This is a genomic window from Halopseudomonas nanhaiensis (assembly GCF_020025155.1).
Classification (GTDB): domain Bacteria; phylum Pseudomonadota; class Gammaproteobacteria; order Pseudomonadales; family Pseudomonadaceae; genus Halopseudomonas; species Halopseudomonas nanhaiensis.
In genome coordinates this window covers 1,762,120-1,782,953 of the sequence record NZ_CP073751.1, presented here as the reverse complement: position 1 = coordinate 1,782,953, position 20,834 = coordinate 1,762,120, and the positions used below count along the sequence as shown (strand labels likewise).

At 58.7% G+C, this 20,834-nt stretch carries 23 protein-coding genes; 9 read left to right on the top strand and 14 right to left on the bottom strand.

The window, feature by feature from the left end:
• The first annotated feature begins 8 nt into the window (after nucleotides 1-8).
• The 5 genes from KEM63_RS08025 to KEM63_RS08005 all read left to right on the top strand — a co-directional run bounded on the left by KEM63_RS08025 (nucleotide 9) and on the right by KEM63_RS08005 (nucleotide 5,632).
• Nucleotides 9-1,181 (top strand): ribosomal protein uL16 3-hydroxylase, encoded by a 1,173-nt coding sequence (locus tag KEM63_RS08025; RefSeq protein ID WP_223655725.1) that lies wholly within the window; start codon nucleotides 9-11, stop codon nucleotides 1,179-1,181.
• Entirely contained in the window at nucleotides 1,174-2,184 is a 1,011-nt protein-coding gene (locus KEM63_RS16920) for a GNAT family N-acetyltransferase (protein WP_228744801.1), read from the top strand. Before KEM63_RS08025 ends, KEM63_RS16920 begins: the two co-directional genes overlap by 8 nt.
• A complete protein-coding gene (locus KEM63_RS08015; protein ID WP_223655723.1) occupies nucleotides 2,181-2,990 on the top strand; it encodes a secretin N-terminal domain-containing protein in 810 nt (269 codons plus the stop codon). Before KEM63_RS16920 ends, KEM63_RS08015 begins: the two co-directional genes overlap by 4 nt.
• Before the next feature lie 431 nt (nucleotides 2,991-3,421).
• Nucleotides 3,422-5,020: an isocitrate lyase gene (locus KEM63_RS08010; RefSeq protein WP_223655721.1), complete on the top strand. Its 1,599-nt coding sequence runs from the start codon at nucleotides 3,422-3,424 to the stop codon at nucleotides 5,018-5,020.
• A gap of 165 nt (nucleotides 5,021-5,185) precedes the next feature.
• The gene (locus tag KEM63_RS08005) at nucleotides 5,186-5,632 is read left to right on the top strand and encodes a thioesterase family protein (RefSeq protein WP_223655719.1); all 447 of its coding nucleotides are present in this window, start codon (nucleotides 5,186-5,188) and stop codon (nucleotides 5,630-5,632) included.
• A gap of 55 nt (nucleotides 5,633-5,687) precedes the next feature.
• On the opposite strand, the gene KEM63_RS08000 is transcribed toward KEM63_RS08005, so the two are convergent.
• The 6 genes from KEM63_RS08000 to ppsA form a co-directional block, all read right to left on the bottom strand.
• Entirely contained in the window at nucleotides 5,688-6,683 is a 996-nt protein-coding gene (locus KEM63_RS08000; RefSeq protein ID WP_423747840.1) for an OmpA family protein, read from the bottom strand.
• A gap of 91 nt (nucleotides 6,684-6,774) precedes the next feature.
• Nucleotides 6,775-7,356, bottom strand: a complete 582-nt coding sequence (gene sigX / locus KEM63_RS07995; RefSeq protein ID WP_223655717.1) for an RNA polymerase sigma factor SigX — start codon at nucleotides 7,354-7,356, stop codon at nucleotides 6,775-6,777.
• Nucleotides 7,357-7,386: 30 nt separating this feature from the next.
• On the bottom strand, nucleotides 7,387-8,208 hold the full coding sequence (locus tag KEM63_RS07990; RefSeq protein ID WP_223655714.1) for a mechanosensitive ion channel family protein: 822 nt from the start codon (nucleotides 8,206-8,208) through the stop codon (nucleotides 7,387-7,389).
• A 2-nt stretch (nucleotides 8,209-8,210) separates the two neighbouring features.
• Nucleotides 8,211-8,462 (bottom strand): hypothetical protein, encoded by a 252-nt coding sequence (locus tag KEM63_RS07985; protein ID WP_223655712.1) that lies wholly within the window; start codon nucleotides 8,460-8,462, stop codon nucleotides 8,211-8,213.
• Between the two features lie 106 nt (nucleotides 8,463-8,568).
• Complete coding sequence (rraA, locus tag KEM63_RS07980; protein ID WP_223655710.1) at nucleotides 8,569-9,054, bottom strand: ribonuclease E activity regulator RraA; 486 nt, start codon at nucleotides 9,052-9,054, stop codon at nucleotides 8,569-8,571.
• A 21-nt stretch (nucleotides 9,055-9,075) separates the two neighbouring features.
• A complete protein-coding gene (gene ppsA / locus KEM63_RS07975; RefSeq protein ID WP_223655708.1) occupies nucleotides 9,076-11,445 on the bottom strand; it encodes a phosphoenolpyruvate synthase in 2,370 nt (789 codons plus the stop codon).
• Nucleotides 11,446-11,598: 153 nt separating this feature from the next.
• Here ppsA and ppsR point away from each other — a divergent pair, with 153 nt between their 5' ends.
• From ppsR to KEM63_RS07955, 4 genes are all read left to right on the top strand, one after another.
• Complete coding sequence (ppsR, locus tag KEM63_RS07970) at nucleotides 11,599-12,417, top strand: posphoenolpyruvate synthetase regulatory kinase/phosphorylase PpsR (protein ID WP_223655706.1); 819 nt, start codon at nucleotides 11,599-11,601, stop codon at nucleotides 12,415-12,417.
• A gap of 102 nt (nucleotides 12,418-12,519) precedes the next feature.
• A complete protein-coding gene (locus KEM63_RS07965; protein ID WP_223655704.1) occupies nucleotides 12,520-13,710 on the top strand; it encodes a benzoate/H(+) symporter BenE family transporter in 1,191 nt (396 codons plus the stop codon).
• Nucleotides 13,711-13,795: 85 nt separating this feature from the next.
• Nucleotides 13,796-13,954 carry a YqaE/Pmp3 family membrane protein gene (locus tag KEM63_RS07960; protein WP_223655702.1) on the top strand — a complete coding sequence of 53 codons (159 nt, stop codon included), beginning with the start codon at nucleotides 13,796-13,798 and terminating at the stop codon, nucleotides 13,952-13,954.
• Between the two features lie 111 nt (nucleotides 13,955-14,065).
• Nucleotides 14,066-14,494: a DUF411 domain-containing protein gene (locus KEM63_RS07955; RefSeq protein WP_223655700.1), complete on the top strand. Its 429-nt coding sequence runs from the start codon at nucleotides 14,066-14,068 to the stop codon at nucleotides 14,492-14,494.
• A gap of 22 nt (nucleotides 14,495-14,516) precedes the next feature.
• Here KEM63_RS07955 and KEM63_RS07950 read toward each other — a convergent pair whose 3' ends face one another.
• The 8 genes from KEM63_RS07950 to sufC form a co-directional block, all read right to left on the bottom strand.
• Complete coding sequence (locus KEM63_RS07950) at nucleotides 14,517-14,867, bottom strand: YkvA family protein (RefSeq protein WP_223655699.1); 351 nt, start codon at nucleotides 14,865-14,867, stop codon at nucleotides 14,517-14,519.
• Nucleotides 14,868-14,902: 35 nt separating this feature from the next.
• Nucleotides 14,903-15,958, bottom strand: coding sequence for a GGDEF domain-containing protein (locus KEM63_RS07945; protein ID WP_223655698.1), 1,056 nt, complete (start codon nucleotides 15,956-15,958; stop codon nucleotides 14,903-14,905).
• A 157-nt stretch (nucleotides 15,959-16,115) separates the two neighbouring features.
• Nucleotides 16,116-16,535 carry a SufE family protein gene (locus KEM63_RS07940; protein ID WP_223655697.1) on the bottom strand — a complete coding sequence of 140 codons (420 nt, stop codon included), beginning with the start codon at nucleotides 16,533-16,535 and terminating at the stop codon, nucleotides 16,116-16,118.
• A 10-nt stretch (nucleotides 16,536-16,545) separates the two neighbouring features.
• Nucleotides 16,546-17,079, bottom strand: a complete 534-nt coding sequence (sufT, locus tag KEM63_RS07935) for a putative Fe-S cluster assembly protein SufT (RefSeq protein ID WP_223655696.1) — start codon at nucleotides 17,077-17,079, stop codon at nucleotides 16,546-16,548.
• Between the two features lie 72 nt (nucleotides 17,080-17,151).
• A complete protein-coding gene (locus KEM63_RS07930; protein WP_223655695.1) occupies nucleotides 17,152-17,523 on the bottom strand; it encodes a HesB/IscA family protein in 372 nt (123 codons plus the stop codon).
• A 10-nt stretch (nucleotides 17,524-17,533) separates the two neighbouring features.
• Complete coding sequence (locus tag KEM63_RS07925; protein ID WP_223655694.1) at nucleotides 17,534-18,775, bottom strand: aminotransferase class V-fold PLP-dependent enzyme; 1,242 nt, start codon at nucleotides 18,773-18,775, stop codon at nucleotides 17,534-17,536.
• Nucleotides 18,768-20,075, bottom strand: coding sequence for a Fe-S cluster assembly protein SufD (gene sufD, locus KEM63_RS07920; RefSeq protein ID WP_223655692.1), 1,308 nt, complete (start codon nucleotides 20,073-20,075; stop codon nucleotides 18,768-18,770). The genes KEM63_RS07925 and sufD overlap by 8 nt, the downstream gene beginning before the upstream one ends.
• Before the next feature lie 3 nt (nucleotides 20,076-20,078).
• Nucleotides 20,079-20,828 (bottom strand): Fe-S cluster assembly ATPase SufC, encoded by a 750-nt coding sequence (gene sufC / locus KEM63_RS07915; protein WP_223655691.1) that lies wholly within the window; start codon nucleotides 20,826-20,828, stop codon nucleotides 20,079-20,081.
• Nucleotides 20,829-20,834: the final 6 nt, after the last annotated feature.

Sequence of the window (20,834 nt, the reverse complement as noted above, 5' to 3'; positions counted from 1 at the left end):
GTAACGCCATGACCACTTCCCTCGCAGACGTATTGGGCGGCATGTCCACAGAACAGTTTCTGCTTGAATACTGGCAGAAAAAGCCGTTGCTGATTCGTCAGGCGTTTCCGGACTTCGAGAGCCCGCTTAGCCCGGATGAGCTCGCTGGCCTCTCGCTTGAGGAAGAGATTGAGTCGAGGATCGTGCTCGAGCATGGCGAGCAGCCCTGGGAACTGCGTCGCGGGCCGTTTGCCGAAGATGACTTTAAGACGCTTCCGGAGCGGGACTGGACCCTTCTGGTACAGGCAGTCGACCAGTTCGTTCCGGAGGTGGGTGAACTGCTCAGGGCATTTGATTTTCTCCCGAGCTGGCGTCTGGACGACGTGATGGTCAGCTATGCAACGCCCGGCGGCAGTGTCGGCCCACATTACGACAACTACGACGTCTTCCTGCTTCAGGGGCACGGGCGGCGTCGGTGGAAGGTAGGCCAGTTCTGCTCGAACGACACCTCGATGCTGGATCACGCTGATTTACGTATTCTCGCCGACTTTGATCAGCGTGATGAATGGGTGCTGGAGCCAGGCGATATGCTCTATCTGCCCCCGGGTCTCGCGCACCATGGCATCGCCGAGGACGAGTGCATGACGTACTCGATCGGCTTCCGCGCTCCCGCCCATCAGGACATCCTCGCCCATTTCACGGATTTTCTGGGTCAGTACCTGAGCGACCAGGACCGCTATAGCGATGCGGACATGGCACCACCGACCGATGCCGCCGCCATAGATGATGCTGCCGTTGAGCGACTGCGCGAAACGATCCTGGGATTGGTGGATGATCGCGCGGCCATGGCGGTCTGGTTCGGCCGCTTCATGACCGAGCCGAAATACCCTGAGCTGGTCCAACCGCAGCCCATCGAAACCGGGGAGTTACTGGAAGCGATCCAGGATGGACACGCTCTTGTACGCAATCCCAGCTCACGCCTCGCCTACCGTCTGGAAAACACCGACGACCTGATTCTGTTCGCCAGTGGCGAACACTGTCTGTTGACTGCTTCCCTGTTGCCCCTCGCTCAACTAATCTGCAATGAGGATTATCTGGATCCCGAGGCGTTACTGGCCTGGCAGCAGGACGAGGACGGCTGGATGCTGATAGAGCAGCTGTTCGCCAAAGGAGACCTCTTACTGGAAGAAGACGATGGCTGAGACATGGGTTCAGGTGGTCGACTGGGAAGAGTGCGGGTGGCTCCGCACGATTCGCCAGGCGGTATTCATCGATGAACAGCATATCGAACCCGAGCTCGAATGGGACGATGACGATGCGGTCGCAGTCCATTTTCTCCTGATCCATGACAACCACCCGGTCGGCACGGCAAGACTGCTCGCTGATGGGCACATCGGTCGCGTGGCGGTTCTGCCCGAATTTCGTGGCCGGGGACTTGGTGACGTATTGATGCGGGAGGTCATGGCACGGGCGCGGGCGCTCGGCCATGAGCGCTTGCTCTTGTCAGCCCAGACCTATGCGCTGGACTTCTATCGGCGGCTGGGTTATTGCCCTCAGGGCGACGAGTATCTCGAGGCCGGGATTCCGCATCGAGCGATGATCTGGGAAAGCGAGCCGGACGCGCTTCCTCCGATCGAGTTTTCCTCACCGGGGCGCTTCGCCATTCACAATCCGGAAGAAGAGCCGCGGCAGCGCTTTATCGCCGATCTCCCCTGCCGGCTCGGCGAGGGCCGTGATCTGATCGAGTGTGACGAAACAACCGCGCGTCTGCACGTGTGCCATATGGCGCAGCAGACGCGTCGCAATCTGATCATTCATGCTGCCGATCAGGCCGTCTGGCTGTTCAATCAGCGTGATTTCATCGACAGCTGCGAGCAGCTCATACTCGCCCAGCCCAAAGCGCGCATCAGGGTGCTGCTGCAGGACGTTCCGCAAGGCTTCACGCTTGGCCACAGTCTGGTGAAACTCGCTCAGCGATTTCCCAGCATCTGTGAGATTCGTCGAGCTCATCCGGACGTGCCCCGCGAACCACAGATTTACATGCTCGCCGACAGCGACGGAATCGTCATGCTGCCGCAACGGCATACGCGCACCGGCTTCGCCCGTTATCAGAGTCCCGACCAGGTGCGCCGCTGGAGCGGCGCGTTCGAAGAGTTATGGGCAACCAGCCAGACCGACCCGGCGCTACGGAGATTTCTGCTATGAGATATGTCTTCGGCTACCTCATGCTCAGCTCGGTGATAGCCATGCCCCTCGCGGCCGCGCCTACCACTGAGGTCATCACCCTTAATCACACGCTCGCAGAAGCCCTGTTGCCGGCAGTCGAAACCATGCTTGATAACAGCGAGCGCGCATCTGCTTACGGAAATCAGCTGATCATCCGTGCAGAACCGGACCGCATCGGCGCCATCCGTGAGGCAGTCAGCGAGCTGGACCGTCAGCCCGGGCGCCTGAGGATCAGCGTGGCGAGCGCCGAGACCGTGGATCTTGATCAACGGGGCTACGAGCTTGACGGGCGGATTCGGGCCGGCGGCGTAGATGTCATTACCCGCACCGACCGTAACGGCAACCAGGCGCGAATCATCCAGCGGCAGACCCGCGGCAGCAGCGATGGTGTGCGTCAGATAACGGCCAATGAAGGATATCCGGTCATGATTCAGCGCGGCAGCAGCGTGCCGATTACCACGACCAGCGAGAATGCCTACGGACAGGTCGTCCAGCAGACACAGTATCGCGATGTCGCCGAGGGTTTCTACGCGACGGTGCGGATCAGCGGTAATCTCGCGACAATCTATCTCAACGCCAACAATGACCGACTCAACCGCAACGACAACCGGGTCGTGGATATCCAGCGGGCAGATACGGTCGTTACGGCCCCGCTGGGTGAATGGATCACCATCGCCGGAACCGGCGATGCCCGGTCTGGCGATGACAGCGGCATAGGCCGGAGCCTGTCCACCCGCGGCGCCGACCAGAGCAGCCTGAGGCTGAAGGTGGAACGTCTCGATTGAGGATGTAGTGCAGCGATAAAAACACTACATGCGATTGACTTCTCCACGCTTTGGTCCCATTATTGCGTCGCTCCCGCTAGCCAGAGCCCTTGTAAGAGGTGCTCCGAGTCGTCTCCCCAACCACCGGAACGATTCGTGTCCTGACAGCCCAAAAGGCAGATTGACGAGGTTGCGACTGGAACGAAGTTGTCCTGAGGGACGGGGAAGCGATTTAAACGTATCAGCCTGAGTGACGGATCAGCGCCTGCTGTCGGACCTGCTCGTTCGGCTTGCAACGCCATTGCACGTCATCCACTCTGTTCGTCCACACCCCTCTCAGTTTCACTTCTCTTCTTCGCAACCTTTCGAGTCTTTTGCTGTCTCACACCGGCGCCTATGCGGGTTCAGGGTCGCAATCGTGCAGAACCAATCGCAAACTTGAAGGATTGACCATGTCAGCTTACCAAAACGAGATCAAGGCTGTTGCCGCGCTGAAAGAAGCCGCTGGTAGCACCTGGAGCGCAATCAACCCGGAATACGCTGCTCGCATGCGTATCCAGAACCGCTTCAAGACCGGACTGGACATCGCGAAGTACACCGCCGCCATCATGCGCAAGGACATGGCCGAGTACGACGCCGACACTAGCGCTTACACCCAGTCGCTGGGTTGCTGGCACGGTTTTATCGGTCAGCAGAAGCTGATTTCCATCAAGAAGCACCTGAAGACCACCAACAAGCGTTACCTGTACCTGTCTGGCTGGATGGTTGCTGCGCTGCGTTCCGAGTTTGGTCCGCTGCCTGACCAGTCCATGCACGAAAAGACTTCCGTTGCCGACCTGATCGAAGAGCTCTACACCTTCCTGCGTCAGGCTGACGCCCGTGAACTGGACCTGCTGTTCGTTGACCTGGACGCCGCTCGCAAAGCCGGCGACAAGTCGAAGGAAGCTGAAATCCAGGCGAAGATCGACAACTATGAAACTCACGTGGTGCCGATCATCGCCGACATCGATGCCGGCTTCGGTAACCCGGAAGCTACGTATCTGCTGGCCAAGAAAATGATCGAAGCAGGCGCTGCCTGTATCCAGATCGAAAACCAGGTTTCTGACGAGAAGCAGTGTGGTCACCAGGATGGCAAGGTTACCGTTCCGCACTCCGACTTCCTGGCCAAGATCAATGCTGTCCGTTACGCGTTCCTCGAGCTGGGCGTTGACGATGGCGTCATCGTTGCCCGTACTGACTCCCTGGGTGCCGGCCTGACCAAGGCCATCGCTGTGACCAACGAGCCGGGCGACCTGGGCGACCAGTACAACAGCTTCCTCGATGGCGACTACATCGAAAGTGCTGCAGACATTCAGAACGGCGACGTGGTCATCAAGGCCAACGGCAAGCTGCTCAAGCCCAAGCGTCTGGCTTCCGGCCTGTTCCAGTTCCGCAAGGACACTGGTGTCGAGCGTGTTGTTCTGGACTGCATCACTTCGCTGCAGAACGGTGCCGACCTGCTGTGGATCGAGACCGAGAAGCCGCACGTTGGTCAGATCGCCGACATGGTCAACAAGATTCGTGAAGTCGTGCCGGACGCCAAGCTGGTCTACAACAACAGCCCGTCGTTCAACTGGACCCTGAACTTCCGCCAGCAGGTATTCGATGCCATGCAGGAAGAAGGCAAGGACGTTTCCCAGTACGATCGCGCCAAGCTGATGAGCGTCGATTACGACGAAACCGAACTGGCCAAGCTGGCTGACGAGAAGATCCGTACCTTCCAGGCAGACGCTGCCCGCGAAGCTGGTATCTTCCATCACCTGATCACCCTGCCGACGTATCACACCGCTGCGCTGTCTACCGACAACCTGGCCAAGGGTTACTTCGCAGACCAGGGCATGCTTGCCTACGTCAAGGGCGTTCAGCGTCAGGAAATCCGCCAGGGTATCGCGTGCGTCAAGCACCAGAACATGGCTGGTTCCGACATCGGCGACAACCACAAGGAATACTTTGCTGGTGAAGCCGCACTGAAAGCCGGTGGTGCTGACAACACCATGAACCAGTTCCACTAAGAACTGAGTCATCCGGGATCATCCCGGCGTCAGAAAGAGGCCGCCCCAGGGCGGCCTTTTTTATTGTTCGGCTGCACTCTCCTCTCCACTCGCGTAGAATGCGCCCTCGAATTTACTCCCTCGCTTCGGCGACCTCTGTTTCTAGCACATCAAATCAGGTTACGTATGGCCCGCCTTCATCTCGAATTTCCCGAAGACCAATTCTATTTCACCACGCAGCTGACGGTGCGCATTACAGACATCAACGCGGGCAAGCATCTCGCCAATGATTCGATGATCTCGATGATCTCGGAGGCTCGGGCGCGTTTTCTGTATCAGTTTGGAATCGAGGAAGTAAGCGAGAATGACACCGGAATTATCGTTACGGATCTCGCAACGACATACAAGCGCGAAGCGTTCGCTCGCGATCCACTGATCTTTGAAGTGGGCCTGATGGATCTGAACAAATATGGCGGGGATATTATTTTTCGCATCACCAAGGCGGTGGGTGGCGAACTCGTTGCACTGGCGAAGTCGGGGTTTGTGTTTTACCACTTCAGCAGCTCACGGGTCGCACCGATGCCCGAGGACTTCCGGCTGCGCTTCCCGGGTGTGAATTACATCGCAGAATGAAGAGAGCATAAAAAAAACCCGGTCGATGACCGGGTTTCTTCAAACGGATTCGCGATTAGCGAACCTCTACCTCAGTTTCCACGTCAGCTTCTACGCGACGGTTCATCTGACGGCCTTCTTCGGTGTCGTTGTCAGCAATCGGACGGGCTTCGCCGTAGCCAACTGCTTCCAGACGCGAACCGTCAACGCCTTCTTCGATCAGAGCCTGGCGAACCGACTTGGCACGCTCTTCGGACAACTTCTGGTTGTACTGGTCGCTACCGATGGAGTCTGTGTGACCGGCAACGGAAGTGGAGACGTCCGGATAGGTCTTCATGAACTCAGCCAGGCTGCGGATATCATCACGATATTCCTGGCGGATAGTGGCCTTGTCGAAGTCGAACTTCACGTCGAGCTCAACCCGTACGTTCTGCATTTCCGGCTCGGGGGCAGGAGCAGGTGCTGGGGCAGGAGCCGGCTCGGGAGCAGCCTGAGCTACCGGGGCGGTGCTGCTGCCAAAATTCAGACCCAGACCTACGCCAGCCATCCATTCGGTGTTGGAGTGATCCAGACCGTGAAGGACGTCTACACCAGCGCGAACGAAGAAGTTCTCGTTGAGGTAGTTTTTGACACCGGCACCGGCAGTCAGCATGGTGGTCTTGTCGCGACCATCACGATCCCACTGATCCAGCTCCTGGTGACCAACACCACCGGAGATGTAAGGACGTACCGCACCTTCGCCGAAGTGGTAAACAGCTTTCAACGTAGCCAGACGGCCGTCAATGTCTTCGCCGGTGACATCGCTGTCCAGGTTGCGGTATTTGCCCAAACCCAGGTTCAGCGAGACGTCATCCGAAAGGAAGTAGCCCAAGCCACCACCTACCAGAGTGCCGTGGCTCAGATCATGAACGCTGTCGTCGGTGAAGTAGCGCTCAGCGAAGGCTTCCGCTTCCACGGAGCCTGCGCGGCTCACTTCGCCGCCACCCATGCCATATTGCGCCATCACAGGCATGGCGGAAGCCGAAATGACTGCGCCTACAACGAGACCAACAGTATTCTTCAATTTCATCATTCAATCCCCGTTTAATCCATTAGGATGTTAGGTTTGCGCAAAACACGGGCTCAGTATAACAGAAATACAAGAATTCCAATACCGAACACTTCTAAGCAGGCAGATCTATATGCTTGCGCAATTTTTCAAGCGCCCGTTTGTAGCGCATCTTTGTCGCACTTAGTCCCATTCGCATGATATCGGCAATCTCCTGAAACTCGAGTTCCGCTACGAAGCGTAATACGAGTATCTCTCGATCTACCGGATTCACATGAACCAACCAGCGGTCAAGGCCCCCGCGAGAGGCAAGCGGCTCTTCCGGTTCGTGAGCCTCTTCCTGGGTTTCAAGACTAAGTGCATCGGAAAGCCGCTTCTTGCGTTTTTCCTTCCTGTACTGAGTTATGCACTCATTATAGGTGATGCTGTACAACCATGTTTTGAACTTCGCCTTGCCTTCGAACTGCTTGAGTCCATGAAGGACCTTTAGCATTACTTCCTGACAGACATCGTCAGCGTCTCTTTCGTTCCCCAGGTAGCGGGCGCAGACATTGAAAAGTGTGCGCTGGTACCGTCGCATCAATTCTTCGTAGGCGATGGTGGTATGAAACAGCTCCCCGGCCGCCCGACCGGCCAGTTCCTCATCCGAAAGCTCGGCCGGCACATATCGGTTACGCGGTGCGCTATAGCTGGTCAAAACAGGTCGCCGTACAGGTTATCGGAAGAATCAACGCGACACGCGCTGATCGAGCAGCGTCGTGTTCGGAAGCGAGACTACCCGCCCCTCGTCGTCGATTAGCGACGTCTTGACCGTACCGATCTCGTCAATGACCCCTTCGGTTTCACCAACGCTGATTCGATCACCCACCTCGTAGAGCTCGCGAATGTAGATACCCGCCAGTATCTGCGAGACGACGGACTTGCTGCCCAGGCCCAGGGCCAGTGCAGCGGCCGCTCCAAACGAGACCAGCACAATGGCCACAACGGTGTTGAGCAGCGCCGTCTCGATCTGCAACTGGCCGATCACCAGCGACGCGGTGATGATCACCAGCAGCCCCTGCGCCAGTCGGCCCAGGCCCGCCGCGTAGTCGATACCGATACTCTCGCCGGCACCACGCACAACGCCGTTGGCGAAATGCGACAGCAACAGACCCGCCAGCAGGATCAAGGCTGCGCCAAAGACCTTCGGCAGATAAAGAACGAATGCATCGAGCGTGGACGACACACGGGCCAGCCCGAGCGACTCGGCTGCGGATATGAGGAAGGTCAGAACGATGAACCAGTAGACGACCTTGCCGATCAGCACCGACGGCGGTGCCGTGATACCACTACGGGCGATCATCTTGCTGACCCCTACCCCGGCCAGAAGCCGATCCATTCCCAGTTTGGCCAAGCCCTTGCTGAGGATGGTGTCGATCAGCTTGGCGACCAGAAAGCCGAGTACGACGATGAGTATCGCCGCGATCAGGTCGGGTATGAATGAAGCAAGCTTCGTCCACATGGTGGTCATGGCAGCAAGAAAGCTCTGGCTCCAGGTATCGAGTTCCATTCCTATTCCTCTTTCCGCGATGTCACAGTGGCGTCCTGCTGCGCCCGGCCTGCCGCGCGCGAGCGTCGTACCGAACGTGTGCCGGCTTCGGACAGCACCTCTCCCCAGTGGGCGAACAGCGTCAACAGATCAAGCGCTCCCCCGCGGACATGGGCCTTGTGCAGTACACGTTCCAGGCGTTCGTCGTCATCGCTCACGTCCTGCCCGCCATCGCGCATCAAACTGCGCAACCGCTCTTCCAACGGATCGCTCACGTTTGGCGCCTCCTCAAAGTGGATACCAATTTCAGACGCACCAAAGCCGGACGATGTCACCATCGTCCGGCTTTGTTCCTGATGCAGTTGGAATGCTGGCGGGAGATTACTCCGGCATGGACAGTGCAGCGGGTGAAACGATAATGCCGTTGTTATCGGCGTACACGTACTCACCCGGCCGGAAGGTCACCCCGGCGAACGTCACCGGAACGTTGAGATCCCCGATGCCTCGCTTGTCGGTTTTCATCGGGTGGCTGGCCAACGCCTGGATTCCAAGCGGAGTCTGCACCAATACGTCGACGTCGCGTACGCAGCCATAAACAATGATCCCTTCCCAGCCGTTCTTGGCGGCCTTCTCGGCGAGCATGTCACCCAGCAGCGCACGACGCAGAGAGCCGCCGCCATCGACAACCATGACCTTGCCTGTGCCGTCCTGATCGACCTGCTCCTTCACCACGGAATTGTCTTCGAAGCACTTCACCGTGACGATCTGGCCGCCGAAGGAATCATGGCCACCGAAATTGCTGAACATTGGCTCGACAACGTGAACATCCGGGTAGGCATCGCATAGATCGGGCGTGACGTAATGCATGGCGTTCTCCTTGATGTGAACTCAGACGTTGTTTTCCGCGAGGAAGAACCAGGTATCCATCACCGAGTCCGGATTCAAGGAAACACTTTCGATCCCCTGCTCCATCAGCCATTTCGCCAGATCCGGGTGATCCGAGGGACCCTGGCCGCAGATACCAATGTACTTGTCGGCCTTGCGGCAGGCGCTGATCGCGTTGGACAACAGTTTCTTGACCGCCGCGTTTCGCTCGTCGAACAGGTGCGCGATGATACCCGAGTCGCGATCGAGGCCCAGCGTCAGCTGAGTCAGGTCATTCGAGCCGATGGAGAAACCATCGAAGTGCTCAAGGAACTCGTCAGCCAGCAGGGCATTGGCCGGTAGCTCACACATCATGATCAGACGCAGCCCGTTCTCGCCACGCTTGAGCCCGTTTTCGCCCAGCAGCTCGACTACCTGTGCCGCCTCTCCGACCGTCCGTACGAACGGCACCATGATCTCGACGTTGGTCAGCCCCATCTCATCGCGCACGCGCTTCATCGCGCGACACTCGAGTTCGAAACAGTCGCGGAAGGATTCACTGATATAACGCGAAGCGCCGCGGAAACCGAGCATTGGATTTTCTTCTTCCGGCTCGTACAGGCGGCCCCCGATCAGGTTGGCGTACTCGTTCGACTTGAAGTCGGACAGGCGCACGATCACCTTTTTCGGCCAGAACGCGGCGGCCAGGGTGCTGACACCTTCGACCAGCTTGTCGACATAGAAGTCGACCGGGCTCGCGTAGCCGGCAATTCGCTTCTGCACGCTGCCCCTGACGTCATCAGGCAGGCTGTCGAAGTTGAGCAGCGCCTTGGGGTGCACGCCGATCATGCGATTGATGATGAACTCCAGTCGCGCCAGACCCACACCTTCATTGGGCAGGTTGGCAAAATCAAACGCCCGGTCCGGATTGCCCACGTTCATCATGATCTTGAACGGTAGTGTCGGCATGGCGTCGACGCTGTTCTTGCGAATATCGAATGACAACTGACCGGCGTAGATCAGACCGGTGTCACCCTCGGCACAGGACACGGTAACTTCCTGACCGTCCTTCAACTCGCTGGTGGCGTTGCCGCAGCCGACAACCGCCGGGATCCCAAGCTCGCGAGCGATGATAGCGGCGTGGCAGGTCCGACCACCGCGGTTGGTGACGATAGCGCTGGCGCGCTTCATGACCGGTTCCCAGTCCGGGTCGGTCATATCCGAGACCAGCACGTCACCCGGCATGACCTTGTCCATCTCCGCCACATCATTGACGATCTTTACCCTGCCTGCTCCGATACGCTGGCCGATTGCACGGCCTTCGACCAGGATCTGACCCTTTTCCTTGAGCAGATAACGTTCCATGACGTTGCCGGTCGCGCGGCTTTTCACGGTTTCCGGGCGCGCCTGGACGATATAAAGCTTGCCGTCGTCACCGTCCTTGGCCCATTCGATGTCCATCGGACGCTCGTAGTGCTTCTCGATAATTAGCGCCTGCTCTGCGAGACTGACGACCTCGGCATCGCTCAGGCAGAAGCGCGACCGGTCTGCGCTGTCGACGTCGACGGTCTTTACCGAGCGGCCAGCCGATGCGACTTCGCCGTAGATCATCTTGATCGCCTTGCTGCCGAGGTTACGGCGCAGAATCGATGGCCGACCCGCCTCCAGCGTGGGCTTGTGCACATAAAATTCATCGGGATTCACTGCGCCCTGTACCACCGTCTCACCAAGGCCATAGGCACCGGTGATGAATACCACGTCACGGAAACCGGATTCGGTATCCAGCGTGAACATTACCCCGGCGGTACCGGTTTCCGAGCGCACCATGCGCTGGATGCCCGCCGACAGCGCGACCAGCTTGTGATCGAAGCCCTGGTGGACGCGGTAGGAAATAGCGCGGTCGTTGAACAGGGAGGCGAAGACTTCCTTGACGGCGCGGATGACATTGTCCACGCCGCGGATGTTCAGGAACGTTTCCTGCTGACCGGCAAAAGACGCATCGGGAAGGTCTTCTGCTGTAGCGGAGGAACGCACGGCGACCGCGAGATTGTCATTCCCGTCCGAGAGCGAGGCAAAGGCGTCGCGGATGGCCTGATCCAGCGGAGCGGGGAATTCGGTTTCCATGACCCACTGGCGAATCTGAGTACCGGTGCGAGCCAGCGCAGCGACGTCGTCGACATCGAGCGCATCGAGCGCCGCGTGGATACGGTCATCGAGGCCGCTTTGTTCCAGAAATTCACGGAAGGCATCTGCTGTAGTGGCGAAACCGCCCGGGACCGACACCCCGGCATGAGCCAGATTGCTGATCATTTCTCCCAGTGAGGCGTTCTTGCCGCCCACACGTTCAACGTCTCCAGCACCTAGCTGTTCGAAGGACACTACGTACTCTAACAAGGTGATCTCTCCGTAAATCAATGAATTGAGCAGCGCATCCGGCAGACCATCTGGCCTGCATGTCACAAATGCGCCACAATGCCGAAAGTGAAGCCCGACAGGGTTCCCGATACCGCTGCACTCAGCCAATTACGACATATCAAGGCTACGCGCATGAAACGCACCGCTTTCTTCATATCCGATGGCACTGGTATTACCGCCGAGTCACTTGGCCAGAGCCTGCTGTCCCAGTTCGAGAACATCGAGTTCACAAAGCGGCTGCGTCCCTATGTGGACACCATCGAAAAAGCGCACGACATGGTACAACAAATCAACACGGCTGCCGAGCAGGACGGGGTTCGCCCGATCATCTTCGACACCGTTGTCAACTCGGATATCCGTAAGGTATTGGCTACGAGCAACGGGTACATCGTAGACATCTTTTCTACCTTTCTTGCTCCGCTCGAGATGGAATTAGGTGACGGTTCTTCGTATTCGGTGGGCAAATCCCACTCGATTCAGCACAACGCGCACTACAAGGACCGCATCGATGCCGTGCACTTTGCCATGGACAACGATGACGGCGCGCGCACGCTGCATTACAACGAAGCGGATGTCATTCTGGTCGGCGTCTCGCGTTGCGGGAAGACACCAACCTGCCTGTACATGGCGCTGAAATACGGGATTCGCGCCGCGAATTACCCGCTGACCGAAGAGGACATGGAGCGCCTGCAGCTTCCGCCCGCACTGCGCGAACACAAGGAGAAGCTGTTCGGCCTGACCATTGACGCGGAGCGTCTCGCCAGCATTCGCCACGAACGGCGACCCAACAGTCGCTATGCCAGCTTCGCGCAATGCGAGTTCGAAGTACGCGAGGTGGAAAATCTGTTTCGCCGCGAAAACATCTCGAATATCAACTCGACGCATTTTTCGGTCGAGGAAATCTCCGCGAAGATCCTCGTTCACAAGGGCATCGAAAGGCGCCTCAAGTAAGCCCCAGCAACTGTTGCGGCCAGTCGCCAGCCGGCTGTACCGCTCACCGAAACTGCCCCTCGATTAAGCTGTTGCGGTCATTCACCGCAGCAGGCTGGAACCATGCGTCAACCACTCTCCATGATGTCGAAGGTACTGGCCGATTTCAGCGCGTCTGCCGCTACTGCAGGCTTCATCGCCGTGGTCACCGGATATACCAGCTCGCTGGCGTTGATGGTCCAGGCCGGGCGCAATGCAGGCCTCGATGAACACCAGATCGGCTCCTGGGTCTGGGCGATATCCGTGGCTATGGGCCTGACAGCGATCGCCCTTACCTTTCGCTACCGGATGCCCGTGGTGGTGGCCTGGTCAACCCCGGGCGCCGCCCTGCTCGTGACGAGCCTCAGCGGCGTGAGTTACCCCGAGGCGATCGGCGCGTTCGTCGCCACCGGTCTGCTGCTCACGCTGACCGGGCTGTTCAGGCCACTGGCTGAACTGGTCCGGCAGTTGCCATCGTCGATTGCCGCGGCGCTATTGGCCGGGATTCTGTTTTCCATCGGGGTGGAGCTGTTCAGAGCCGTGGAAGACCAGACCGGTCTGGTTCTGGCCATGCTTGCGCTGTTTTTCCTTACCAGGCGGTACCGCCCAGTACTGGCGGTGCCGGTCGCGCTTCTGGCAGGCTGCACACTCGCCTGGTTCAACGGACTGGTCGTCTGGCCGCCCATTGACTGGACGCTGGTACGTCCGATCTGGACCACACCCGAGTTCTCATTCTCCGCAATGACCAGCATCGCCCTGCCGCTGTATGTCGTGGCGATGGCTTCGCAGAACCTGCCCGGGCTTGCCGTCCTGCGTGCCGACGGCTACGAGCCACCGCCTGCTCCGTTGATCGCGACAACCGGGCTGGCTTCGCTGATCTTTGCTCCGTTTGGATCGCATGGCGTCAATCTCGCCGCAATCAGCGCTGCACTCTGTACCGGTCCGGGTGCCCATGCGGACACGAAGCGACGCTACCCTGCCGCCCTGGTGTTCGGCGTTCTCGCCATCGGCGTTGGCTGCTTTGCCGTTGCGCTCACGGCCGTATTCATGGCACTTCCCCACGCCCTGGTGATGTCTGTCGCCGGCCTGGCTCTGCTCGGCTCGATTGGTAACGGGCTGGCCCAGTCGATGGGAGATCACGATCGGCGTGAAGCAGCGCTGGTCACCTTCATGGTCACTGCCTCCGGGGTGTCGCTATTCTCCATCGGCTCAGCATTCTGGGGCCTCGTTGCCGGGCTGGCTGTCCTGCTTCTGGCCCGACCACCGAATCACTGAACTGGAACGGCTCCGACTCCCGGCGGTCACAGCAGTAACCCTGCTGGTACTGCGGCAGATCAAATACTTAGTCCGGGAGCTGACCATGGATATCATTCGACTTATTTTCGCCATCATTCTTCCCCCTGTGGGCGTGTTCCTTCAGGTGGGCTTCAGTGGCGCATTCTGGCTGAACATCCTCTTGACCCTGCTGGGGTATGTGCCCGGGATCATCCACGCGGTTTACATCATCCTCAAGCGTTAAGACCGCCGCCCGACCCTTGCGCCTGGTACAGATTGACTGTAACCGGGCGTTGCACAGTCATTGTTCAGGCGTCCTCGCGGGATTATGCTCTCGGCTCTTCAAGGGGGGCGCATGAGAAAACTACTCGCATCTTTACTGTTGTTTGCAGGCAGCGTGCAGGCCGCCGATGCCTTGCAGATCGATGTGTACCGTGACCCCAACTGCGGGTGCTGCAAAGCCTGGATCAGCCATATGACCGACAACGGGTTTGTCGTGTACGACCACGTCAGGTCCGACATGCCTGCGCTGAAGCACCAGCTCGGCATACCGGCCGAGTTGGCGTCCTGCCATACGGGCGTAATGGACGGGCGCTATATCGAAGGTCACGTCCCGGCCAAAGACGTCAAACGCCTGGCAGAGATGCCGGAGGCCGCGGGCCTTGCCGTACCGGGCATGCCGATCGGGTCCCCGGGGATGGAGATGGGCTCGCGCCAGGACCCTTATTCGGTTGTCGTCATCGGCAAGGATGGTGATCGCGCGGAATTCTCGCGCTACCCCTGACCTGCCCCCCTCCGCCTGATCTTTACCTATCGGCCTCGATGATTTCGGGGCCGAACCATTTTTCGGTAGTCGCTCGCGCCCTGCGCTTGACCTCGTCATTGATATACAGGGAAACCAGTGCCAGAGCGGCAGCCATGACGGTCAGATCGTCGCTGAACCCAATGAACGGAAGCAGATCCGGGATGGCATCGATTGGCGATATGAAGTAGGCCAGAGCACCGAAGATCGTTGTCTTTGCCCATGTGGGGGTCTCCGGGCGCCTTGCCGCGTAATACAGGCACAATGCACGCTCGACTACCTCACGCCCTGCCTTGCGGGCATAACGATGAAGTTTGTCCCAGAATTGGCTGTCGGAGAAGGATTGCCTGGACATGTGGTCTCCTGGAAGCATGGTAAGCACAATCAGGGTCAGTCCTGAACGGCTGCTTCCGACGGATTCGACAGCGACGTTGATGAATTCGATCCCTGATCGAAAATGATCGCCTGGTCGCGGCCCAGTGCCTTGGCCCGATACAGCCGCTCATCGGCCTCGTGCAACCAATCCTCGATAGTCGAATGTCCGGATAACAGTGCGCCGCCGATGGATACGGTGACCGGCCCACCGGGACCGTTCAACCGCCGACGAATGTCCGCAAGAACGTTGTTCGCCAACCGGGACAGGCCCCGCTCATCAACCTGGGGAACCAGCAGCACGAACTCTTCGCCGCCAAGACGAAAGAGTCGGTCCGATTGCCGGCAGGCGGCCCGGACTACATCGACAAAGTCGACCAGTACCTCGTCGCCAGCCCGATGGCCGTACCGGTCGTTGACCAGCTTGAAGTGATCGAGATCAAGGATGAGCAACCCGTAACCCACCCCATAGCGCTTGTGCTCGTTGAATGCGATCTCCAGTTCGCTATCCATGGTGCGCCGATTGCTGGCCCCCGTCAGCGGATCGATGGTCGCCAGCTCGCTCAACTTCTGGCGCTGCTCACGGCCGCGGTAGGCGAAGGCAAAAGCGAAAAGACTGCACAGCAGACTGGTTACCAGGAAGGACGTCAACTGGAAAGCCGAGTCGAACAACGCGCCGGGCTTCGCAACGCCGTAAGCGCATAGAATGCCCAGAACCGACACGGTGGCAATCACGCTTTGCAGGGGCGGTACGACGAAGAAGTTGAAGAGAATCAGGACGTAGACCCAGAAGAGGCCGTTCATGCCGAGCTTCGTGACGATGACGATTGTGCCGATACAATAGAGCAGCGCCAGATACTGACCGGGTCGAATGGTGTCCCCGGTGCGCCAGGCGTAGATCACCGCAGCCAGCGTATTGAGCACCAGCGAGGTGTCCACGAGGCTGACCAGCCAGTTGCCGTCGTACAGACGATAAACCGCGTAGGGAGCAATGCCCGCTACGGAGCATACGCCCACCATGGTAATGATCGACAGCTGGAAATCGTCGCTCAGCCGCTTCCAGGCATTGTGCATGGGGTCGCCAGTATTATTTTCGGGTCTCGGGTCAAACAGATTGACCCGCCGAGACTGTAGCGGCTAAACGGACGACAGGCAATATCTATATGCCATCACTCAGCGGCTCACTGGCGAGACAGCAGCGATTCGTGAACAAGTCGATGTTTTGTGTCGATCAGGCAGCGCTAGCCGTGCCCTGTATGCGGGTAACCATGGCACGCAGCCCGTTTCCACGGGTAACACTGAGGTGCTTCATCAGGTTCAGCTCCTCGAAGTAGCCGTCAACATCGAAGGCGAGAATCTGTTCTGGCGTTTTGCCGTTGTAGGCTGCGAGAACCACTGCAAGCAGACCTTTGACGATGAACGCATCGCTGTCTGCGTCAAAATACAAGCGATCGCCTTCCCGTTTGCTCACCAGCCACACCTGGCTCTGGCACCCGCGCACGATGTTCTCATCCGTGCGCTGATCGGTTTCAAGTGGAGGCAGCTCTTTTCCAAGGTCGATGATGTACTTGTAACGGTCTTCCCAGGAGTCGAAGAAGGACAGCGAATCGATAATGTCTTCGCTGGTTATATCGGTGCCAAACTGGCTCATGAAACACTCCTCAAAAGAACATTCCGGTCTCGAGCTGAGCCTCTTCACTCATCATTTCTCGGCTCCAGGGCGGATCGAACACCAGTTCGACCTTGACCGACTCGACGTTGGGAACCCTCTTGACGCGATACTCGACGTCTCCAACCAGCACGGGCCCCATGCCGCACGCCGGCGCGGTCAGCGTCATCTTGATGTCGACTCGCTTGAGCGCCTGATCAACCGAAACACTGTAGATAAGGCCGAGATTCACCAGATCGACAGGAATTTCGGGATCATAGACAGTGCCCAGTGCTTCCCAGACCTGATCTTCATGGATCCGGTCGTCGACCGGCTCCGGAAAACTCAGCAACTCAGGCTCAAGCCCGAGACTCGCCGCATCCGTCCCGTCGACGCGGACCATCTGGCCATGATAGGTCACGGTATAGTTGCCACCAAGCGCCTGGGTGATGGTCACAAAAGTGTCCTTGGGAATGGTCAACGGAGTACCATCCGGAACACGGCGTGCAGGACAATCCGCCTGCGCCACTACCATGCGTCTTTCCATCTCGAAGCCTGGCTCCTCTTGCCAACCGACCTTCGCGGTCAGTCGGCCGTGTTATACGGTTGAGTTCGGCGGTCAGGCAACGTTGAAGCTTTCGCCACAACCGCACTCATCTTTCACATTAGGGTTGAGAAACTTGATCTGGCGATTGATGCCTTCCTTGACCAGGTCGATCTCCGTGCCACTCACGATAGGAAGCGCATCGCGCGCCACGCGCAGTTCAACCAGATCGTCCAGCTGATACCGGACATCGTCATCCGGGCCGCTCTCGACCAGGTCGATGACGTACATGAAGCCGGTACACCCGCTTTTCTTGATGCTCAGCCGGACCGATTTTTCGCTTTGAGCGGCAAGCTGGCGACGAAAGTGCGCCAAAGCCGCCGGCGTAACGGTGACCGCTGGGCTGCCAGTGGCAGCAGATTGCGGATCAAACGATTCTACGCTCATGCTTCGACTCCTATAGGAGAAACTGCCGGGCCTTGTCGAGCGCTTCGAACAGCCGATCGACGTCGCCCCGGGTGTTGTAGAAACTGAAGCTCGCCCGCACGGTACCCGGAATGCAGAACTGGTCCATGATGGGCTGGGCGCAATGATTGCCGGTGCGTACAGCCACGCCCTGTTGATCCAGCAGCATACCGACGTCATGCGGATGCGCGCCCTCAAGCAGAAAACTCATGACACTTGTCTTGCGAGCCGCGGTGCCGATCAGTTTGATGCCTGGGGTGGCACGCGCACGCTCTTCGGCGTATTCAAGCAAATCCTGCTCGTGTCGCGCCGCTGCCTCTCGATCGATGGTCTGCAGATAGTCCACTGCTGCACCGAATCCGATCACCCCGGCAATATCCGGCGTGCCGGCTTCAAACTTGTAGGGCAACTGATTATAGGTGGTGCCCTGGAAGCTGACCGTTTCGATCATTTCTCCACCGCCTTGATACGGCGGCATGCTCTCGAGAATCTCTAGCTTCCCGTACAACACGCCCAGGCCAGTCGGCCCGAACATCTTGTGCGCCGAGAACACGTAGAAGTCGCAATCGAGGGCTTGCACGTCCACGGCCCAGTGACTGATAGCCTGAGCCCCATCAATCAGACAGAGCGCACCCACCGAATGGGCAAGGGCCACGATCTCCTCCACCGGATTGATCGTGCCCAACGCGTTGGACACGTGACCGCAGGCCACCATGCGAACCCGCTCATCAAGCATCTCTCGCAGAGCATTCAGATCAAGTGTCCCCGAAGCGTCGACCGGTATCGGCTCGACTGTCGCGCCCTTTTCGGCCGCCACCATCTGCCATGGCACGATGTTGGAGTGATGCTCCATCGCCGGGACCAGAATACGGTCGCCGCTTTTCAGCTCGCTACGGCCCCAGGTCGCCGCGACCAGATTGATGGACTCCGAGGTACCGCGTGTCCAGATGACCTGACGCGAGGCCGGCGCATTGATCAGACCCGCAACCTTCGTGCGTGCGGACTCGAACTTCTCGGTGGCCCGGTCGGCCAACGTATGGGCGCCACGATGAACGTTGCTGTTGTCGTGGCGGTAGTAGTCGACGATCGCCTGGATCACCGCTTCCGGCTTTTGCGTCGTGGCGGCATTGTCCAGATACACCAGCGGGTGTCCGTTGACCTCCTGATGCAGGATCGGAAAGTCCAGTCGTATCCGCTCGGCATCGAACGGTTCAGGTCGCCCGAGATCATTCATAGGCAAGCTGCCCGACCTGTTCATTGCCTTCACCAAACAGGGAGGTCAATCGAGGGCGCAGGTAGTCACGCACTGCGGCCTCCGGGGCCTGGTTGATTACCTCATTGATGAAGCCAAAGCTGAGCATGGTTACGGCATCAGCGCGAGACACGCCGCGGCTCATCAGATAAAACAGCGAGGTTTCATCCAGCTGGGTGATGGTCGCGCCGTGCGCGCAGCGCACGTCATCGGCATAGATTTCCAGCTCCGGCTTGGTGTCGATCTCAGCCGTACGCGAGGTCAGGAGGTTGCGGTTGCTCAACTCGGCCAGCGTTTTCTGCGCCTGCGGGTGGATATGAATACGCCCGTTGAAGACGGCCCGCGCCGAGTCACCGACGATCCCTCTGAACACTTCGTTGGTAGTGCAGCAGGGCACACAGTGTTCGACCGTTGTGTGATAGTCGATCAACTGGCGATTGCGCGGCAGATAAACGCCGTTCAGATCAAGATGCGCGCCCTGGCCACGATGGTACACGTGGTAGTCGATGCGCTTGAGTCGGCTGCCCTGGGCTATGGTGAACCCATGGAAACGAGCGTCGCGCTGGAGTGCGACGTGTACGCCGCCAACGTGCAACAGGTCTTCCTGTTCGAGGTTCAGGCGGTAGTGCTGAACCTGAGCATTGGCGCCGACGACCACCTCGGTCAGGCTGTTGACGAAACCATTCTGCTGGCGATCGCTGGACACATAATGCTCGATCAGTTCCGCCTCGCCACCCTCTTCCACCACGACCAGCAAACGCTGATTGCTGGCTGCGGGCTGCGCTTCGGGAACCGAAACATTCACTACATACAACGGCTTGGCCAGGCGCGTATTGCGAGGAACGTACAGCAGGACACCATCAGCGGCCCAGGCGTTACTCAACGCCGCAAACAGATGCCGCTCACTATCCACCACCGAGCCCAGATGCTGGCGTATCAGATCCTGCTGCGGGGCACTGGCATCGGCAAAGCGGACCACCTCGGCGGGCAAGGCACTTGAGTCGGACGGCGAGAACTGGCCATTGACGAAAACCAGCCGGGTGCAGTCAAGATGCAGGGTCTCGATCTCGTCCTGCCAGGCGGACTCGACAACCGTAGCCCATCGAGCCGGGTTGTCGTTCTGCAGCGGTGCGAGAGACGTGTACTTCCACGCTTCGGTCTTGCGCCCCGGCCAGTTGGCCGCGGTCCACCGGGAAGCGCCGAGCTGGCGGACGTCAGCGAGCCAGTCAGGACTGTTCTGCTGAGCAGCCAGCTGCAATGCGCTTTGCTTGAAGTCTGTCATGCGTCAGGCCACCTCGTTTTCGATCCAGCCATAGCCCTTGGCTTCGAGCTCCAGCGCCAGGCTCTTGTCACCAGACTTGACGATCCGACCACCCGCGAGCACGTGGACGTAGTCGGGCACGATATAGTCGAGCAAACGCTGATAGTGGGTGACGACGATGAAGCTGCGCTGGCCATCGCGCATGGCGTTGACCCCATCAGCGACAACCTGCAGCGCGTCGATATCCAGGCCGGAATCGGTTTCATCGAGTATGCAAAGCTGGGGTTCAAGCAGCATCATCTGCATGATCTCGTTGCGCTTCTTCTCGCCACCGGAAAAGCCTTCGTTAACGCCGCGCTTGAGGAAGCTCGCATCCAGATTGACGCGCTTGCTGGTTTCGCGGGCCAGCTTCATGAACTCGACCGACGACAACTCGGGCAGACCCTTGTGCTTGCGCTTGGCATCGACCGATGCCTTGAGGAATTCCATGTTGCTTACGCCGGGAATCTCGACCGGGTACTGGAATGCCAGGAACAGCCCGTCACGCGCACGCTCCTCGGTATCCATTTCCAGCAGATCCTGACCATTGAACATAATGCTGCCGGCAGTGGCTTCGTAACCGGGGCGACCGGACAGGATGTTGCCCAGGGTGCTCTTGCCCGACCCATTGGGGCCCATGATCGCGTGCACTTCGCCTGGCTTTATCTCCAGGTCAAGGCCCTTGAGGATATCCTTCTCTTCAACTTTAGCGCACAAGCTTTTGATAGATAACATAATTAA

Bases quoted from the DNA above. Each gene is read 5' to 3' on its own strand.
- KEM63_RS08025 (WP_223655725.1), top strand. From the start codon at position 9: ATGACCACTTCCCTCGCAGACGTATTGGGCGGCATGTCCACAGAACAG.
- KEM63_RS16920 (WP_228744801.1), top strand. From the start codon at position 1,174: ATGGCTGAGACATGGGTTCAGGTGGTCGACTGGGAAGAGTGCGGGTGG.
- KEM63_RS08015 (WP_223655723.1), top strand. From the start codon at position 2,181: ATGAGATATGTCTTCGGCTACCTCATGCTCAGCTCGGTGATAGCCATG.
- KEM63_RS08010 (WP_223655721.1), top strand. From the start codon at position 3,422: ATGTCAGCTTACCAAAACGAGATCAAGGCTGTTGCCGCGCTGAAAGAA.
- KEM63_RS08005 (WP_223655719.1), top strand. From the start codon at position 5,186: ATGGCCCGCCTTCATCTCGAATTTCCCGAAGACCAATTCTATTTCACC.
- KEM63_RS08000 (WP_423747840.1), bottom strand. From the start codon at position 6,683: ATGATGAAATTGAAGAATACTGTTGGTCTCGTTGTAGGCGCAGTCATT.
- KEM63_RS07990 (WP_223655714.1), bottom strand. From the start codon at position 8,208: ATGGAACTCGATACCTGGAGCCAGAGCTTTCTTGCTGCCATGACCACC.
- rraA (WP_223655710.1), bottom strand. From the start codon at position 9,054: ATGCATTACGTCACGCCCGATCTATGCGATGCCTACCCGGATGTTCAC.
- ppsR (WP_223655706.1), top strand. From the start codon at position 11,599: ATGAAACGCACCGCTTTCTTCATATCCGATGGCACTGGTATTACCGCC.
- KEM63_RS07965 (WP_223655704.1), top strand. From the start codon at position 12,520: ATGCGTCAACCACTCTCCATGATGTCGAAGGTACTGGCCGATTTCAGC.
- KEM63_RS07960 (WP_223655702.1), top strand. From the start codon at position 13,796: ATGGATATCATTCGACTTATTTTCGCCATCATTCTTCCCCCTGTGGGC.
- KEM63_RS07955 (WP_223655700.1), top strand. From the start codon at position 14,066: ATGAGAAAACTACTCGCATCTTTACTGTTGTTTGCAGGCAGCGTGCAG.
- KEM63_RS07950 (WP_223655699.1), bottom strand. From the start codon at position 14,867: ATGTCCAGGCAATCCTTCTCCGACAGCCAATTCTGGGACAAACTTCAT.
- KEM63_RS07945 (WP_223655698.1), bottom strand. From the start codon at position 15,958: ATGCACAATGCCTGGAAGCGGCTGAGCGACGATTTCCAGCTGTCGATC.
- KEM63_RS07940 (WP_223655697.1), bottom strand. From the start codon at position 16,535: ATGAGCCAGTTTGGCACCGATATAACCAGCGAAGACATTATCGATTCG.
- sufT (WP_223655696.1), bottom strand. From the start codon at position 17,079: ATGGAAAGACGCATGGTAGTGGCGCAGGCGGATTGTCCTGCACGCCGT.
- KEM63_RS07930 (WP_223655695.1), bottom strand. From the start codon at position 17,523: ATGAGCGTAGAATCGTTTGATCCGCAATCTGCTGCCACTGGCAGCCCA.
- KEM63_RS07925 (WP_223655694.1), bottom strand. From the start codon at position 18,775: ATGAATGATCTCGGGCGACCTGAACCGTTCGATGCCGAGCGGATACGA.
- sufD (WP_223655692.1), bottom strand. From the start codon at position 20,075: ATGACAGACTTCAAGCAAAGCGCATTGCAGCTGGCTGCTCAGCAGAAC.
- sufC (WP_223655691.1), bottom strand. From the start codon at position 20,828: ATGTTATCTATCAAAAGCTTGTGCGCTAAAGTTGAAGAGAAGGATATC.